Annotated in this window: 14 protein-coding genes and 1 tRNA gene; 4 read left to right on the forward strand and 11 right to left on the reverse strand. The window is 36.8% G+C overall.

Annotation, left to right across the window (positions count from 1 at the left end; all coding sequences use genetic code 11):
* Both ACG94X_RS07300 and ACG94X_RS07305 read left to right on the forward strand, forming a co-directional pair.
* On the forward strand, positions 1-2,760 hold the full coding sequence (locus ACG94X_RS07300) for a toprim domain-containing protein (RefSeq protein WP_419383084.1): 2,760 nt from the start codon (positions 1-3) through the stop codon (positions 2,758-2,760).
* Positions 2,761-2,823: 63 nt separating this feature from the next.
* Positions 2,824-3,105: a DNA-binding protein gene (locus ACG94X_RS07305; RefSeq protein ID WP_419383085.1), complete on the forward strand. Its 282-nt coding sequence runs from the start codon at positions 2,824-2,826 to the stop codon at positions 3,103-3,105.
* Between the two features lie 28 nt (positions 3,106-3,133).
* Here the strand turns inward: ACG94X_RS07305 and ACG94X_RS07310 are convergent, their stop codons facing one another.
* Positions 3,134-4,153, reverse strand: a complete 1,020-nt coding sequence (locus ACG94X_RS07310) for a tyrosine-type recombinase/integrase (protein WP_419383086.1) — start codon at positions 4,151-4,153, stop codon at positions 3,134-3,136.
* A 476-nt stretch (positions 4,154-4,629) separates the two neighbouring features.
* Between ACG94X_RS07310 and ACG94X_RS07315 the strand changes: the two genes are divergently transcribed.
* The gene (locus ACG94X_RS07315) at positions 4,630-5,223 is read left to right on the forward strand and encodes a hypothetical protein (RefSeq protein WP_419383087.1); all 594 of its coding nucleotides are present in this window, start codon (positions 4,630-4,632) and stop codon (positions 5,221-5,223) included.
* A gap of 109 nt (positions 5,224-5,332) precedes the next feature.
* On the opposite strand, the gene ACG94X_RS07320 is transcribed toward ACG94X_RS07315, so the two are convergent.
* From ACG94X_RS07320 to efp, 10 genes are all read right to left on the reverse strand, one after another.
* On the reverse strand, positions 5,333-5,527 hold the full coding sequence (locus ACG94X_RS07320; RefSeq protein ID WP_419383088.1) for a hypothetical protein: 195 nt from the start codon (positions 5,525-5,527) through the stop codon (positions 5,333-5,335).
* Between the two features lie 298 nt (positions 5,528-5,825).
* The gene (locus ACG94X_RS07325; RefSeq protein ID WP_419383089.1) at positions 5,826-6,065 is read right to left on the reverse strand and encodes a hypothetical protein; all 240 of its coding nucleotides are present in this window, start codon (positions 6,063-6,065) and stop codon (positions 5,826-5,828) included.
* Between the two features lie 192 nt (positions 6,066-6,257).
* On the reverse strand, positions 6,258-6,896 hold the full coding sequence (locus ACG94X_RS07330) for a site-specific integrase (protein WP_419383090.1): 639 nt from the start codon (positions 6,894-6,896) through the stop codon (positions 6,258-6,260).
* A 101-nt stretch (positions 6,897-6,997) separates the two neighbouring features.
* A tRNA-Val gene (locus ACG94X_RS07335) sits at positions 6,998-7,074 on the reverse strand.
* Between the two features lie 53 nt (positions 7,075-7,127).
* A complete protein-coding gene (locus ACG94X_RS07340) occupies positions 7,128-9,122 on the reverse strand; it encodes a transglutaminase TgpA family protein (RefSeq protein ID WP_419383091.1) in 1,995 nt (664 codons plus the stop codon).
* A 9-nt stretch (positions 9,123-9,131) separates the two neighbouring features.
* Complete coding sequence (locus tag ACG94X_RS07345) at positions 9,132-10,115, reverse strand: DUF58 domain-containing protein (protein ID WP_419383092.1); 984 nt, start codon at positions 10,113-10,115, stop codon at positions 9,132-9,134.
* 28 nt (positions 10,116-10,143) lie between these two features.
* Complete coding sequence (locus ACG94X_RS07350) at positions 10,144-11,103, reverse strand: AAA family ATPase (RefSeq protein ID WP_419383093.1); 960 nt, start codon at positions 11,101-11,103, stop codon at positions 10,144-10,146.
* Positions 11,104-11,446: 343 nt separating this feature from the next.
* Positions 11,447-11,749, reverse strand: coding sequence for a YbdD/YjiX family protein (locus tag ACG94X_RS07355; RefSeq protein ID WP_419383094.1), 303 nt, complete (start codon positions 11,747-11,749; stop codon positions 11,447-11,449).
* Between the two features lie 26 nt (positions 11,750-11,775).
* Complete coding sequence (locus ACG94X_RS07360) at positions 11,776-13,878, reverse strand: carbon starvation CstA family protein (protein ID WP_419383095.1); 2,103 nt, start codon at positions 13,876-13,878, stop codon at positions 11,776-11,778.
* 369 nt (positions 13,879-14,247) lie between these two features.
* Positions 14,248-14,817, reverse strand: coding sequence for an elongation factor P (gene efp / locus ACG94X_RS07365; protein ID WP_419383096.1), 570 nt, complete (start codon positions 14,815-14,817; stop codon positions 14,248-14,250).
* Positions 14,818-15,179: 362 nt separating this feature from the next.
* Between efp and epmB the strand changes: the two genes are divergently transcribed.
* A complete protein-coding gene (gene epmB / locus ACG94X_RS07370) occupies positions 15,180-16,193 on the forward strand; it encodes an EF-P beta-lysylation protein EpmB (protein ID WP_419383205.1) in 1,014 nt (337 codons plus the stop codon).
* Positions 16,194-16,203: the final 10 nt, after the last annotated feature.

Raw genomic sequence — 16,203 nt, forward strand, 5'->3', positions numbered from 1 at the left:
ATGTCAGAGTTAAAACACCGCATCACCCAACGCCTTGAACAAATGTTCCAGTTCAAAGTCCGTGGTGAATGGTTCCGTGAAGGCGTATGCCCACAGTGCAGTAAAAAAGAACTTTATACCCATGCCACCAATCCACGAATCGTGAAATGTGGCCGTTTAACCAAATGTGGCTATGAAGAACACGTCAAAGACATTTGTGAAGACTTATTCAAAGACTGGTCTGAATACCACCCACAAACCAATGAAAACCCAAATGCAGCTGCGGATGCCTATTTATCTGAAGGTCGTGGTTTCAACCTTTCCAATCTCATTGGTCAGTACACACAACAAACCTATACAGATAAAACCACTGGTGCATCTAGTGCTACTGTTCGTTTCAAATTAGACAACGAAAATTTTTGGGAACGTTTAATAGACCGCCCAGATCGCTTTGGTAATAAAAAAGCACGCTTCAATTTTGGTTTTAAAAATGCAGGACAAGCATGGTCTATTCATGACTTAGATGAACTCTGCAAACTCGGTGAGAAAGGTCTTTCTATTTGGATCACAGAAGGAATATTCGATGCTATTGCACTAACAGAATCGGGTCAAAAAGCCATGTCATGTTTGTCATGCGTCAACTACCCTGCACAAATGCTCAAAGCTATTGCAGATCGTTGCCATGAACTCAAAATAGACAAACCACGGTTACGTTGGGCTTTTGACAATGACTCAGCAGGCAAAGGGTATACCGTTAAATGGCATGAACGCTCACGTGCCGAAGGTTGGTTATCTACCGCAGCTCAACCACCTGCAAATGGTGGTAAAAAACTCGATTGGAACGACCTATTTCAGTGGGACAAACTTAATCCTGACCAATTCCCCAAATATAAACATTATGGTGAGCTACTTATTGCTGAAACGGCAGAAGAAGCAGGTTTACTCATCTACAACTTTTATGAAAGTCGTCGTCATACCTTCTATTACAACCACAAGTTCCGTTTGTACTGGTGGGAATTAGACTACGACAAATTTAACAAGGCAGTTCAACACCTTGAAGACCGTAATAATGAAACCTCTGAAAATGGTGGAACGATACTGACCGATAGAGAAATTAGGGAAAGTGCTCTTAAAAACTGCTCAGCAGCCAAAGAAATCTGTAATGCACAAATTGAACCGCTGTATTTCCAACGAAATGAAATTACCGATGAATCTTGGTACTACTTCAAACTACAAAGTCCGTGGTCAGAAGCAAAAACTACATTTACAGCAGAACAAATGTCGAGTCGTTCCAAATTTAAACCACGTGTTATGGGCGTCATGTCTGGTGCTATGTGGACAGGTACAGACAACCAACTTGAAACATTTATAAAAAGATCTACAGAGAGATTACGTGAAGTGAAAACCATCGACTTTATAGGCTATAGCCGTGAATACGAGACTTATATCTTTGAAAAATATGCTGTACATAAAGGACAAATTATCTCTATCAATGAACATGACTTTTTTAAAGTAAAACGTAAAGAGATCAAAACATTAGCAAATTCCCCTGCAATTAGCATAAATCCAAAGCAAGAGTTCAACCCAAATTGGTGGAATGACTTTTACAGAGTACGTGGTTCAAAAGGTGTAATAGCATTGGCATGGTGGATGGGTTCATATTTCGCCGAACAAATCCGTGCAATGCACAGTTCATATCCTTTTATGGAAATTGTTGGTGAAGCCGGTGCAGGTAAATCACGCTTGATTGAACTCATGTGGAAACTTTCAGGTCGTAAAGACTATGAAGGCTTTGATGCAAATAAATCTACAAATGTTGCCGTGTATCGTAACTTTGCACAAATTGCCAATTTACCTGTCGTTCTTATCGAAGGTGACCGTAACGATGTGAACGGTAATACAGTTCAAAAATCTAAATTCTCTTGGGACGAACTCAAGGATGCTTTTAACGGTCGTGCTATTCGCTCAAAAGGTCTAAAAACTGCGGGAAATGAAACATATGAACCACCTTTTCGTGGTGCCATTCTAATTTCTCAGAACACTGCTATTCAGGCATCAGAAGCTATTTTAACCCGTACATTGCATCTGTATTTCGACCGTAAAGGACAAACCTTAGAAACAAAACGTATTGTCGATGACCTCGATCGTATGGAATTAGAAGATGCTTGTACCTTCATGACGCATTGCCTACGTCATGAAAAAGAAATTTTGGAAACCTACAACCAAAACTTACAAACCATAGAAGCTGAATATCATCATATTGGCATCACTCATACCCGTATTGCACTTTGTCACGCACAAGTTGCTTCGTTGGTACATGCACTGGCAAAGCATGTATTACCTATCGACTTAGAAGATGTATGCGAAGCAGAAAAAATACTTCATATCATGGCGCGTGACCGAGTCGACCAACTCAATGGCGACCATCCTGACGTAGAAAAATTTTGGGACGTCTACGAATATCTTCAAGGCAACCGTTCACAAGACTTTGGACTAAATCACCACAATGAAGATGCACAAACTGTGGCGATTAACTTAAATGAAGTCTATAAAGTTGCCGCGCGTAACTACCAACAATTACCAGAAATTAATGACATGAAAAAGTTACTGCGTACCAGTCGAAAGTACAAATTCATCGAAAGTAATAAACAAGTCTATTCAGATCGCTTCCCTGCAGATGAAGTAGCAACCATCAGTAAAGTACGTGAAGTGACAGGTAAACCAAGTCGAAATGTAAAGTGCTGGCTTTTTACCAATCCAAATTTAGGGGCAAAAAAATAATGAAAATATTAAACAGCAAAGTACCAATGACTGAATGTCTTTCAAAATTAGAGGTAAAAGCATATGCCTGAATTTATTGTGACCATTGAAGCAGACTCTGCTCCACAAATAGTATTAGGGCAAATTGTCTTTGGCGGTACAGTGACAGCACTAAAACTAGAAAAGCGTAAATTAGTATCCGTTTCTGAATTAGTCGCAAAATATAGTTTGTCAGACGAAACCATCAGAACTAGATGTATCTCTATCAACCAAGGTAGCAATGGCAAGCATCTTTATGATCCTGATGCTGCAGATGCATTACTCAGAAATTCAAAAGTCCGACGAGGTCCAAAACGTAAAAACTAATAAACGCCCGCATATTGCGGGCATATTTTTAGCTATTAAAAGCTTCAACCAAATCATCTGCATTCGGATTGTAATAAGTATTGATAAGGACATCTATTTTCTTATGTCCTGTAATTTTAGCCAGGACTTCTACTGGCAATTTACGTACTCGTACCATTCTTGTAATTGCTTCATGCCGAGTATCATGAAAATGTAAATTGAGTAGACCAACTGATGCTTTACGTTTTTCCCACATCAAGCGAAAAGCATTCTCAGATTGCGGTATGACTTTACGACCATCATGTTTTATAAGTTTTAATAGCTCTTTGGCTTCTAAAGAAAGTGGGACATTCCTCGTATCTCCATTTTTCGTTTTGGGCAAATGCACATAACCATCAAATATGTCTTTCTTTTCCATTGCTAATATTTCACCACGCCTCATCGCAGTTTCAATAGCAAATAAAAATCCCCAAGCAACATAATGCTGAGAAAGTACAGGTTCATTTCCAATTTCATAATCAAGGATCTTAAGCATTAATTCTATTTCAGATTCATGAATACGACGCGCACGTGCTTTAGGCTTTTTCGGCTTAGTCATTTGCATCCATGAGTTTTCATCTAAAAGAAATAATTCTTTTTGAGCATAAGAAAACATCGCACTGTAATGAGAAATTTCTTTAAGAACTGTATTCTCTCCCACTTCCTTAAGTCGCTTATTTCGCCAGTTTGTTAAATCTTTGGGACTTATGTCATAAATAGATTTTTGAGCTAATGCACCGAACTTATTTTCAAAATTATTATATTGCCCCTTAATCCAGGCACGTGATGATTTTGATTTGTTTAGCTGGCCAACATCTGTGTAGTACTTATTATTTAAATCTCTAAACATGAATTTAGGTTTCAATTCACCAGATTCAATTCTTGTTTGAGTTTTCAATTCTAATAATTTGAGTGCAGCCCATTGTTCGCATTCTTTTTCAGTGTCACGTGTGCAGTAATAACGTTTATTATTATATGAAAGAGATGTTGTATAAGTATTTCCCCTTTTTCGCACAACTGGTAGCTTCATTCTTGACACATTCCTGACACATATTGGTCTTAAATATTGCCATTTTTCGCCAGTTTATCCAATACTACCAACATTAAAATGTGACACACAAACAAAAAAAAGACTTATAAGCATTTGATTAGCTTATAAGTCTTTAATAAATATCTGGTAGGTATAAGCAGACTCGAACTGCTGACCTCTACGATGTCAAGGTAAGGAAAAATTATAAATATTAATAACTTAATTTTGATTGGCGTATATTTGGTGTAAAAAGAAAGTTATCCACATGTTTTATGTCTTTATTTTAGTCATTATATCATTTATTTTTAATAAAAAATTATGGGTGAAAATGAAAACATGGCTCAACTTCTACATGAACACACTGTGAAAAATGGAAAGACTTTTTATAAAGAATGCGGATGAGCAATTGGACTGAAAAATAGTTATGTTATTTTGAATAATATGAGAAATCAATAAATATACGGAAGGTACATCTAATGATAAAAAAACTTCAATATTTTTTATGTGGAGCCATGATGGTTACCACCATTAATGTATTTGCAATGGATTGTGACGATTGCAAATCTAAAGATATTTCTAAAGCCTATATACAGAAGAATCCCGGTGTTGACATCTCTGCGCATGATCGGCTTTTCATGATTCAAGGTTATTGCATGAAATTTTCTTTTATTGAGCAACAGATGGTAGGATCGACAATTAAAGAAATGGAAGGAACCCCTATTTCACCCGAGGAATTTTTAACTACGCCTGTCTGTCAACCTAGTGGCTACTCTGATGCGGTAAAGAGCCCAATGATTCATATTGTTGCCGATGACATTACAAAGCGTGAAGAGTTTCTACAAAATATCTGGCTCTATTATTCTAAAAAACGAAAACAGCCCGAAATTTTTGATCATGCCATCAATACAAAAAATACAAAGGGAGAAACACTGTTAGATTATCTAGAAACAATGAAACAACGAGGATACTATTCTATAGATACGCAACAAATAGCATTAAAGAAAGTCATCGCAATGCTTTGCTCTCATGGTGGTGTATATGCAGTTAGAAAAGATATGCAGTGCCCATAATTTTAGACTTTTAAATAGCTTCTATTCCAAAATTATTCTTAGAAACGGAGTATCTATTTTTTAATCAAGATAGTTATAAAAGTTTAAAAATAATTCTGTTGATCAGCCCTCACTTGAGGGCCTCTACAATCGCACCATGACGTGCCTTACAATCATTATATTTCGCAACAGTATCAACAGACCACAACATTACCGACTTACCCGGCCCTGATTCTATTTTTTGAAGATCAAGGCAAGGTTCAAAGAGGCTCGGTGGAATCACTGGTGATAAGTGAGTTGATTGCTGACACCCCGTCAGAATCAAAAAGAACTGCTAATACACAGTAAAATAAGAAATATCTCATTGATTTTATAAAATTATATTTTAGTTATTTTTAATTATACCTTCAAAAATAAATGTGAGAATGACTCTATTCCTTGATATAGTTATTTAAACACAACTAACAATTAGAACAAATGAAGAACGACTGGCTCTACTTCTATATAAAAATATCGTCAAAATGAAAGAACGGCAAAAGAAAATGGAAAAGCCCCAACCTAAGCAAGATCGGGGTATGGATTTTGGATTGTAGTTTTATTAAAAGTTAGCCCATTGAGATAATCTACAGGCTCGCAGTATCTTTATTTATTAAATGTATTTCTTCTGAAATATAAGGATAGTGAATTAATCCTGCTTGATCTGATAAAACTAATATCCCATGCTCTAAGTAATCCCATTCTTCTTTGGGGTACGATTTAGAGTATTTATTGTCTTCAATAATTGCAACAATAATTCCAGTCATATCACTATTTAGTTCAATATAGTCACCAAGCTCTACCAATTCTCCAGTATTATAATTCATTCTTAAATCCTCTATATAAATGGTTCTATTGGAATAGAATTAGGTGGTGGTATCTGACCATTAGAGGCATCAGCAGCCCCACTTTCCACCCAAAAGCATTTACCATTGTTAGGATTTTGATTTGCTTTGTATAGGTTATAATGATCACCTGTAAAAGGATAATGTGGTTTTGATGGTGGTACTTTGTCATGCCTATAACCATAAGTACCTACAGGGCACTTGTCCAATTTCATATTCAAGTAACCCAAGCATAATATCTATTTCTTGTTGTGTGATACGGCGATAACGTGACTCAGGCTTGCTTGGCTTTGTAATCTGCATCCAAACATTGGATTCAAGTAAAAACATTTCTTTTTGGGCGTATGTGAACATTGCTGAATAAAGAGATATTTCTTTGAGCACTGTATTCTCTTTTACTTCTGTACTTCTTTTATTACGCCATGCTGTTAAATCTTGTGGTGTTATATCATGAATACTTAGGTTGGCCACATCACCAAGCTTTCTATCAAATGTCTTGTACTGTGTGAATATCCAATCTTTTGATTTAGAAATTTTACCCACTTTTTCATAATAGACAGTGAATAATTCTTTAAATGTAAAAATGGGTTTTACATTCGGATCTAAAACTTCTTTTACGCCTGCCTTTAATTCAAGCAGCTTCATAGCTGCCCACTGCTCACATTCTTTTTCTGTATCTCGCGTTGCAGAATGCCGCTTTCCATCAAACATTAATTCAATGCGGAATGCATTACCACGTTTTCTAGCCTTTGGTATTTTCATAGTAGAGGTCTTGGCGTAATCTTGGCGTAAATTATGCGTTATTTTCGCCAAAATGCACAGCAAATGCGGTATTTGCATTATTTTAGGCAATAAAAAAAGACCTAAAGTTAAGATTAGTAACTTGTAAGTCTTTGATTTTAATACTTAAATCTTGGTAGGTATAAGCAGACTCGAACTGCTGACCTCTACGATGTCAACGTAGCGCTCTAACCAACTGAGCTATACACCTAAAGTGCTGAGAATATTATTCACTTTCTTACAATATGACAAGTGTTATTTACTCTATCTTAATGCATTCGAACACTCTTTAAGCAAAATTCTCATATTTTGAATATCCTGTTGATTTTGATCACCTAAATAAACAATTTTTTGGAAAGTTTGATTACTCCGTTCAAAAAGTTCTTTTTGCTCAGAATGAGCAGACAAGCGTTGCATCCATTGTTGAAAAGTTTCTGATTCAGCTCTTCGAAATTCATCTTTAAGTTGATGATTAAACTTTAAAATTATTCTTTCAAGTGCTGATATCTGCCGTGTAAACCATAATTTTGTCATTCCCCAGTAAATGAATAAAAGCCCAATCATTCCCAAAATCAAAACTAAGCCATAACTATAAGATGATGTTAATCCGATTTTTTTCATCCAACTATTTTGTTTATCCGCATTATAACCAACAATCTTACTTTGCCACTGGAAACCTGCGTAATCACTCCATACCCGAAGTGTTCGCAACATAGATGAATTTTGAAAACGTAGATTTGAATAATCGGCATCACCAAAAATCGTAGCATTACTCTCCATGACATTCTGCATCCCACGGTCAATTCGAGTAGGTGCAATAATTGCTGTTGGATCAACCCTTTGCCACTTTCCTTGTTGGTAAACTTCTGCCCAAGCATGTGCATCAAGCTGTCTCACCTCCCAACTCCTCCCATCAGGAGCAAGTTCACCGCCCTGGTAACCAGTTACAATACGAGCAGGAATTCCGACATAGCGCATCAGCAATACAAAACTAGAAGCATAATGTTCACAAAAGCCTTGTTTAGATTGAAATAAAAACTCATCCACTCGGTTATTACCTAATTTTCCAGGTGCGAGCGTATAGACAAAATTCTCAGTTTTGTACCAATTGAGAATATTTTGAATATAAGCTTCAGGATTCGATTGGCTATGTTGATACATATTTAAAGCAAATTTCTGAGCTTGCAGATCGGTTTTTTTAGGATAATTAAGATTATTTTTCAACAATAATTGGTCTAAATGATCATTTTGAATATCGGCTACATTATTCCCAATCCATTGGATTGGAATAGGTTGAGTACGTTGCACCATTCGCTTCGGTGTAATTGACCAATCTTGATGCAGTTCAAAACGTGGCTCAATTGGAATCGATTTTTCTAGCCCTGTAATCCACTGCTGACTCGGATCACTGGGTAAATATTGATAGTGAAAACCATCAATATTTCCTATGATTTGTGAATATGGCTTGATCTGCTTGTTAGAAAAATCACTGCTCCATGTTGTGCCATCATAACGATCCAACACCAATGCTCTCCAATATAAATCATAACGATTCGGCAGCTGTTTCATATCACCAATAATACGAAATGCCAAGGCATTCGACTGTGAGAGTTCAGCAATATCACCAGGCGACATTGTATCACTCAACCCTGTTACTGCTTTATTATTGGGAATAGGAATTTGCCACAATGGCGGCAAGCGTGGAAAAAACATGAATAGTAGAATAAAGAATGGGAATGCCAAACCTATAAATTTGAGAATGTGTAATGAATCTGATTTTAATGACTGAATAACCGGTTGCTTGGTTTCAAAACTGGCTGTTTGTACTCGATATAAACCAATTAAACAACTGATTAAACAACATAAAACCAATAATGCCATCCAAAAAGCTTGGCTATGCAAAAATAAACTCGCACTGACGAATAATGCAAAATTAAACAGGATAATAAAATCACGTTTGGTTTTTGTTTCTAAAGCCTTGGCAAATAAAAACGTAGATAAAACTGCCGTTCCCGCTTCCACGCCCAAAAAAGTTCTTGAATCAAAATAAATAATGACCAGTGCCAACAAGGCAAAAATTAATTTAGGATATCGAGGGAAATCAAAAATTTCGTATTTATTACGTTTCCGATAATAGAGTCCTAAGCCAACAATATTAATCAAAAATAAAAGAGATAATACAACGGGTATGTAAGCAACTTGTGCAAGCCAAATTAAACCCAGTGCAAGTAAAATTGAGATTTGTATAGACTTATTCACTCTCAATCCTCACGCTTGCGCCAATAGTGTTTTGATATGGGTATAGTGTACTGCACCCACCCCATTTTCAGTTTGTGCATGCGGTAAGATAACACTATATGGCGTTTGTGCTTGCTCACATTGATCAACCAACTCCATCATAAAACTGAGTTTTTCTTCATGATCACTACTTGGCATTTTGGCATATTCGATTTGCATCGCATGAGCATCGACTAGATCTTCAAACTGTTTGACAAATAAACCTTGCCCACGTGCAGCCTGTTTCCAAGATACACTCTGTAATGAATCACCTATTTTAAAATTTCGCAGCTCTTTAAACTCGTCTAAATCTGGTTCACCATTATTAGATGAAGTTTGAAAATTGAGTGTTAAAGCTTTGGCTTCTGGTGCAATCCAATACGTTTCGGGCAAATAAATATACGTCCAAGCCCGTACCAATCCGAGTGGATAGGTTGAATAAATTTGTATACGTGGAATTTCAAATTGACCACGCTGTTTGGGAATAAAATTCAGCTCAAAGCTCTGTTGTTTTTCATCGAATAAAAAAGACTGAACATCATCAATGCTTTGCGTATTTTTACTGGTTGAGTCAGTTTTTTTACCAATGCTACTTTTATGATCGTGAGCAATTGAGTCTTTGATTTTAAAATTTAAAAATTTAGGATTTGCTAGTTGTTGCTGCAAAATAATTTTGACTTGAAAAGCCTCATTCACTTTACCTACATCATCCACAACAACTTGTAAGGTAACACCATGGAGTTGCTTGAAACTCAGATAAAAACTAATACACAAAATCGCACTAATTAAAAAGCAAAATCCTAAAATAAGATTATTTGCATAATTAATACCTGCTATAAAAGTGATTAAAATCAAAACCAAATATAAAAAACCTTGTTGATAAATAAATACCAAGACTTCATTTTGTTTAAGTGTGCGGATTCCCGTATAGCGAAAACGCAAATGTAACCATTTTATAAACCGTTGACGTAGCATGAAAAATCCTATTATTTTTTGATTTAAATCAACCTTTCACAGGAACTTTCTGCATCAGCGCTAAGGTTTCAGATTCACCTAATCCAATACGGTGCGATGCGACGGCAACAAATACAGCTTGTACGTCATCTGCAATGACAAATTGACGTTTTTCAATCAGTGCATAGGCTTGCGCTGCTTTCTTTAATGCTAATAATCCACGTGTTGACAAACCATGGCGTCCTTTACGTGTTTCTTCTGCTAAATCAAGCATATATTCAAAAACAAGATTATTAATTGAAATTCCATTGGCCATACATTGTAATTGCAATATTTCATTATTTTTAAAGATAGATTGCAGTTGAGCAATCAATTCATAACGAGAGTTTTGTTGTAATAATAACTTTTCAGCAGCACGTGACGGATAGCCTAAAGAGAGTCGCATTAAGAATCGATCGAGTTGAGACTCAGGCAAACTATACGTTCCACTTTGGAATAGTGGATTTTGTGTAGCAATGACCCAAAATGGTTTGGGTAATTCATAACGTGTTCCATCAACGGTGACATTCCCCTCTTCCATTGCTTCAAGTAAGGCACTTTGCGTTTTTGGGCTACAACGGTTAATTTCATCGGCTAGTAAAATTTTTGTGAAAATTGGACCATATTTAAACTCAAATTGATGCTCTTTTTGATTAAACATATTGATGCCAATCACATCACTTGCAAGCATATCATTGGTGAATTGAATGCGCTGAAAATCTAATCCTGCGAGACGAGACAAGCTGCTTGCCAATGTAGTTTTACCCAACCCAGGCAAATCTTCAAACAGTAGATGACCACCGGCCAAGAGACTGCATAAAGCAAGTTTAGTTTGTTGATTTTTATCTAAAATAATTTGGTTAATTTGATGTAAAAATTGATCAATTTTCGGGTAATAGTTTGTTAATTCTGAATTTGCTGCGGATTGATTTTCTGCTAATACTTTTACCTGTGTTGTTCCCCAAATCACCGTCTATTCCCCAATAAAAACATTGATATCCCTTAACATACACGGTTTTTAAAGATACTCAATGATTTTAAATCGCTCTGATTTATTCTTTATTTAGGCTTTAGATATTGCAAAATACATTTTTAACTTACTTATCTCATGTAAGTTTTGAGTCTGAATATGAAAAAATTATATCAAGACTATGTAAGGTGAATCAAAACACCTCTCAAGAGTATTCACTGGAGTCTCAACAAAATTACTTTTGATGATTACTCCAATCACTTACACATTTATCACTTCATATATTGGTAAATAAATTAAACAAAAAAACGGTACCTAAGTACCGTTTTTTCAACCTTTTAAATTAACAAGGACACTTTTTCAAACCGCCTTTTGCAGATGGATATCGTGCATCCACACAATAACGATGGAAGGTTTTCTCGTCCATTGGCTCTAAATCGGGATGGTTTTTCCGCATATGCTCAACATAATTCGCATAATCAGGAACGCCAACCATCAAACGAAAACTCTGCTGTAAACGTGTCCATAATATTGCAATTCTCGCCCAATTTTTAGGATTAAAAATCAAGTCTTTTTGCGACATAATGGTCATCTTGATAATTTTATAAATCACCGTTTTACCGCCTTTGGCGAATTTAAGATTCATCTCACTCACCTCTCTTTGTTATGCTTTTAGTGCTTTGCCGAAGTTACAATCGTTTCTTCAGGATCTGCATAAATTGCAGGTGCTTCATTCACTGTAGGCGTTGGGCTAGCCAATGCACGACGAATCACACCAATTGCTGCAATAACCATTACAATTGCCACAATCATAAAGAATGCGCAAAGTACTGCATTAATTTGATTCGACAATACAATCGTTTGCATTTCTTCAAGTGTTTTCGCAGGTTTTAAAATCTCACCTTTGGCAATCGCAGCTGAAAATTTATCAGCCTGAGCCAAGAAACCAATCTTTGGATTTGAATGAAAGATTTTTTGCCAACCTGCAGTCATACAAGTAACGAGTAAGAAAACTGTAGGAACAATCGTCACCCATACATACTTTTCTTTCTTCATCTTGAATAGAATAACTGTACCCAGTGTTAGTGCCATCGCTGCAAGCATTTGGTTACCAATACCAAATAACGGCCATAAGCTGTTAATACCACCTAATGGATCAACTACACCTTGGTAAACGAAGAAGCCCCAACCCGCAACTGCAACGCCAGTACCGATCATATTCCCCACAAAATTATGAGAATTTTTAAGCGCAGGAACAACAATACCGACAGTATCTTGCACCATGAAACGACATGCACGTGTACCTGCATCTACTGCCGTTAAAATAAACAATGCTTCGAATAAAATTGCAAAATGATACCAAAACGCCATCATGGAACGGTTATTGAAAATTTCCGTAATGATATGTGCCATACCAATTGCAAAGGTTGGTGCGCCACCCGTACGTGAAAGAATAGTTGTTTCGCCTACTTCCTTCGCTAGCAAGCTTAATGCTTCTGGTGTAACCACAAAACCTAATGTACGAACAGCTTCCGCAGCAGACTCTACTGTTGTACCCAGTACCGCAGCTGGCGAGTTAATTGCAAAATAAATACCTGGCTCAAGTACGGTTGCACAAATCATTGCCATAATTGCGACAAATGATTCCATCAACATACCACCATATCCGATCACACGAATATTGGATTCATTATCTACCAATTTTGGTGTTGTCCCAGAAGCAACTAAAGCATGGAACCCTGAAATCGCACCACAGGCAATGGTAATGAATAAGAATGGGAACATTGAACCTGAAAATACAGGACCTGTGCCATCAACGAAATGCGTCACTGCTGGCATTTTCAACATTGGCATTGCAACCATGATTCCGATTGCAAGTCCTGCAATTACACCAATTTTCAAGAATGTTGATAAATAATCTCGTGGTGCCAACAATAGCCAAACAGGCAAAACTGAAGCAATAAATCCATAAATGATCAGTGCCCAAGTCAATTGAGTGCCTGTTAAGGTAAAGAATGGACCCCAATATGGATGTGCGGCTATATCACCACCATAGACAATTGCAGCCATCATTAATACAAAACCAATGATCGACACTTCGGCAATTTTACCCGGACGGATATAACGCATATATACGCCCATAAACAAGGCGATTGGTATCGTCGCTGCAATACTAAATACACCCCATGGACTATGTGCAAGTGCTTTAACCACCACCAATGCCAATACAGCAAGGATAATGATCATTACCCCCAGTGCGCCAAGCATGACAATAACACCAGCAAATGTGCCAAGTTCTTGCTTCGCCATTTCACCCAACGAACGGCCATCGCGGCGGGTTGAAATAAATAACACCAGAAAATCTTGCACAGCACCCGCAATTACGACACCGACTAAAAGCCAAATCGTTCCTGGCAAATAACCCATTTGCGCAGCAAGAATAGGACCAACTAAAGGGCCTGCTCCTGCAATTGCAGCAAAGTGATGTCCAAATAGTACATACTTATTGGTAGGCACATAATCCAGTCCATCTGCTAGGCGATGAGCCGGCGTTAAGCGACGAGGATTAATTTCAAACACTTTTTCGGCAATGAATAAACTATAAAAACGATAAGCAATGCTATACACACATATCGCAGCAAGTACGAGCCAAACAGCATTAACATGCTCACCCTTGCTTACCGCCAATATTCCAAATGATACTGCGCCTATAATGGCGACAATCACCCATATCATTTTCGATAAGGTTGATGTTTTTTTCTGAACTCGTTCCATTAATACCTCACATCGTGATTACAAAAGCAGTTCCCTTGTTCTTATTTACCATCATGCATTTCCATGCAACTATTTCCCTGGTGACTTTACTCCTCGTGTTTTTATTTTCATCTAAGACTTTATATTTAATTTTGCTTCGAATATGTACGATTAACATTACAGAGCAATGATCGAGTGACTATATTTTTATTTTTGCTGTAAATTCATACAAACCGACCATTTCACTCTACTATTTATTATTGTGTCACGATCTAATACTTTGGTCGAAATTACTCTTCAATTCAATCACATTTTAAGTTCAAAAAGTTCACTACAAGCACAAAAAAAGGGATGATTTAATCATCCCTCTGCATATCGTTTTATCAACAATTATGCACGTTCTAAGTAATCACCAGTACGAGTGTCTACACGAACGCTTTCTTCTTGCTGTACGAATAATGGAACACGTACTACAGCACCTGTTTCTAGTTTCGCAGGTTTACCACCACCACCAGAAGTATCACCACGAACACCTGGATCAGTTTCAATAATTTTCAAAACAACGAAGTTTGGCGGATTCACGTTTAATGGAATACCATTAAAGAGCATGATTGTGCATTTTTCGTTTGAATCGTCTTTCAACCATTTCACAGCATCGCCCATTGCAGCTTTATCAGCAGCAATTTGCTCGAAAGAAACAGGATCCATGAAGTTCCACAATTCGCCGTCGTTGTATAGATAATCCATTTCAACTTCAACGATATCAGCCGCTTCTAATGACTCACCTGATTTAAACGTTTTTTCTAATACTTTGCCAGATCTAAGGTTACGTAGTTTTACACGGTTAAACGCTTGACCTTTACCTGGTTTTACATATTCGTTTTCCATGATTGAACATGGGTTACCATCCAGCATAACCTTCAGGCCAGCTTTAAAATCATTTGTAGAATAATAGGCCATGAAAGGCACACTCCGAACTCAATCTTTTATCTATTCATGTGCAAACAAGCAACACCGAATAAAATACTATTTGCGAATTTTCCTAGCGCATTTGCTAGTCATATTTTTTCAATCGTCACTATTCTAAATGACCAATACACCTTGAAGCAATGTAAAATTTTTCGGCACTGTTCAGATATTGGCTAAACACAACACTTATGTACGGTTTATTTCATGCTTCTTCATAGACAAAGTGCTAAAATTGGTCAGTATATTTGGATAGCTTTCTATTCTTAATTATGACGACCCCACTCCCTTAATCTTTTTAAATGCCTATTTACAAAGCGAATGGGTTTTAAATGACGCAGATATTTTTATTTTCCATGACTTATTTATATAAAGCACAAAATTGGCAATCTCAGATGAGTGATTTAATCACGTCACCTGAAGAATTACTGAAGGAACTACAACTTTCACCAGAAGATTTACTATCGGGTGCGATTTTGGCTTCTCAACAATTTAAATTACGTGTTCCGCGTGCTTTTGTCGGGAAAATGAAACTTGGAGATGCACTCGATCCGTTATTATTACAAGTGCTGCCTCATCATCTAGAATTAGAAGAGCATGCTGGTTTTGTTACAGACCCGTTAGGAGAAGAACAAGCTAATCAATTACCAGGCGTGCTCCATAAATATAAAACTCGATTTTTACTTACGCTGACGGGTGCATGCGCGATTCACTGTCGTTATTGTTTCCGACGCCATTTCCCTTATCAAGAAAATTTACCTAAAAATGAAGATTGGCTAAACATCAAAACATATTTAGAGAGCCAATTAGACATCAACGAAGTCATTTTAAGTGGTGGCGATCCTTTAACTTTATCTAATAGAAAATTAGCATTATGGATAGAACGTCTAGAATCTCTCAAACAGATCAAAATTTTGAGAATTCACTCACGTGTTCCAATTGTCATCCCAGAAAGAATCGATGTAGAGCTGATTTCTTTATTGAAAAACAGTAGGCTACGCATAATTCTAGTGATACACTCAAATCATCCAGCTGAATTAGATAATTTGACTTGTTCAAAGCTAGCGCATTTGGCAAAGCATAATATTCTTGTGTTGAATCAGGCAGTTTTACTTAAAGGTGTGAATGATTCTGCACAAACTTTAGTTGATTTAAGTTATCGGCTATTTGAAGCGCAAGTTTTACCTTACTATCTTCATGTGTTAGATAAAGTCAAAGGTGCGCATCACTTTGATTTAGGGGCGGAAAAAATTGATCAAATTTATAAGGATGTATTAGCCAGTTTACCTGGTTATCTTGTGCCTAAATTGGTTCGAGAGGTAGCGGGCGAAAAAAATAAAACACCGCTTTTTGGAGTTACAACCTTCTAAGAGTTGAACA

This window comes from Acinetobacter psychrotolerans (genome assembly GCF_048552595.1).
Lineage (GTDB): Bacteria > Pseudomonadota > Gammaproteobacteria > Pseudomonadales > Moraxellaceae > Acinetobacter.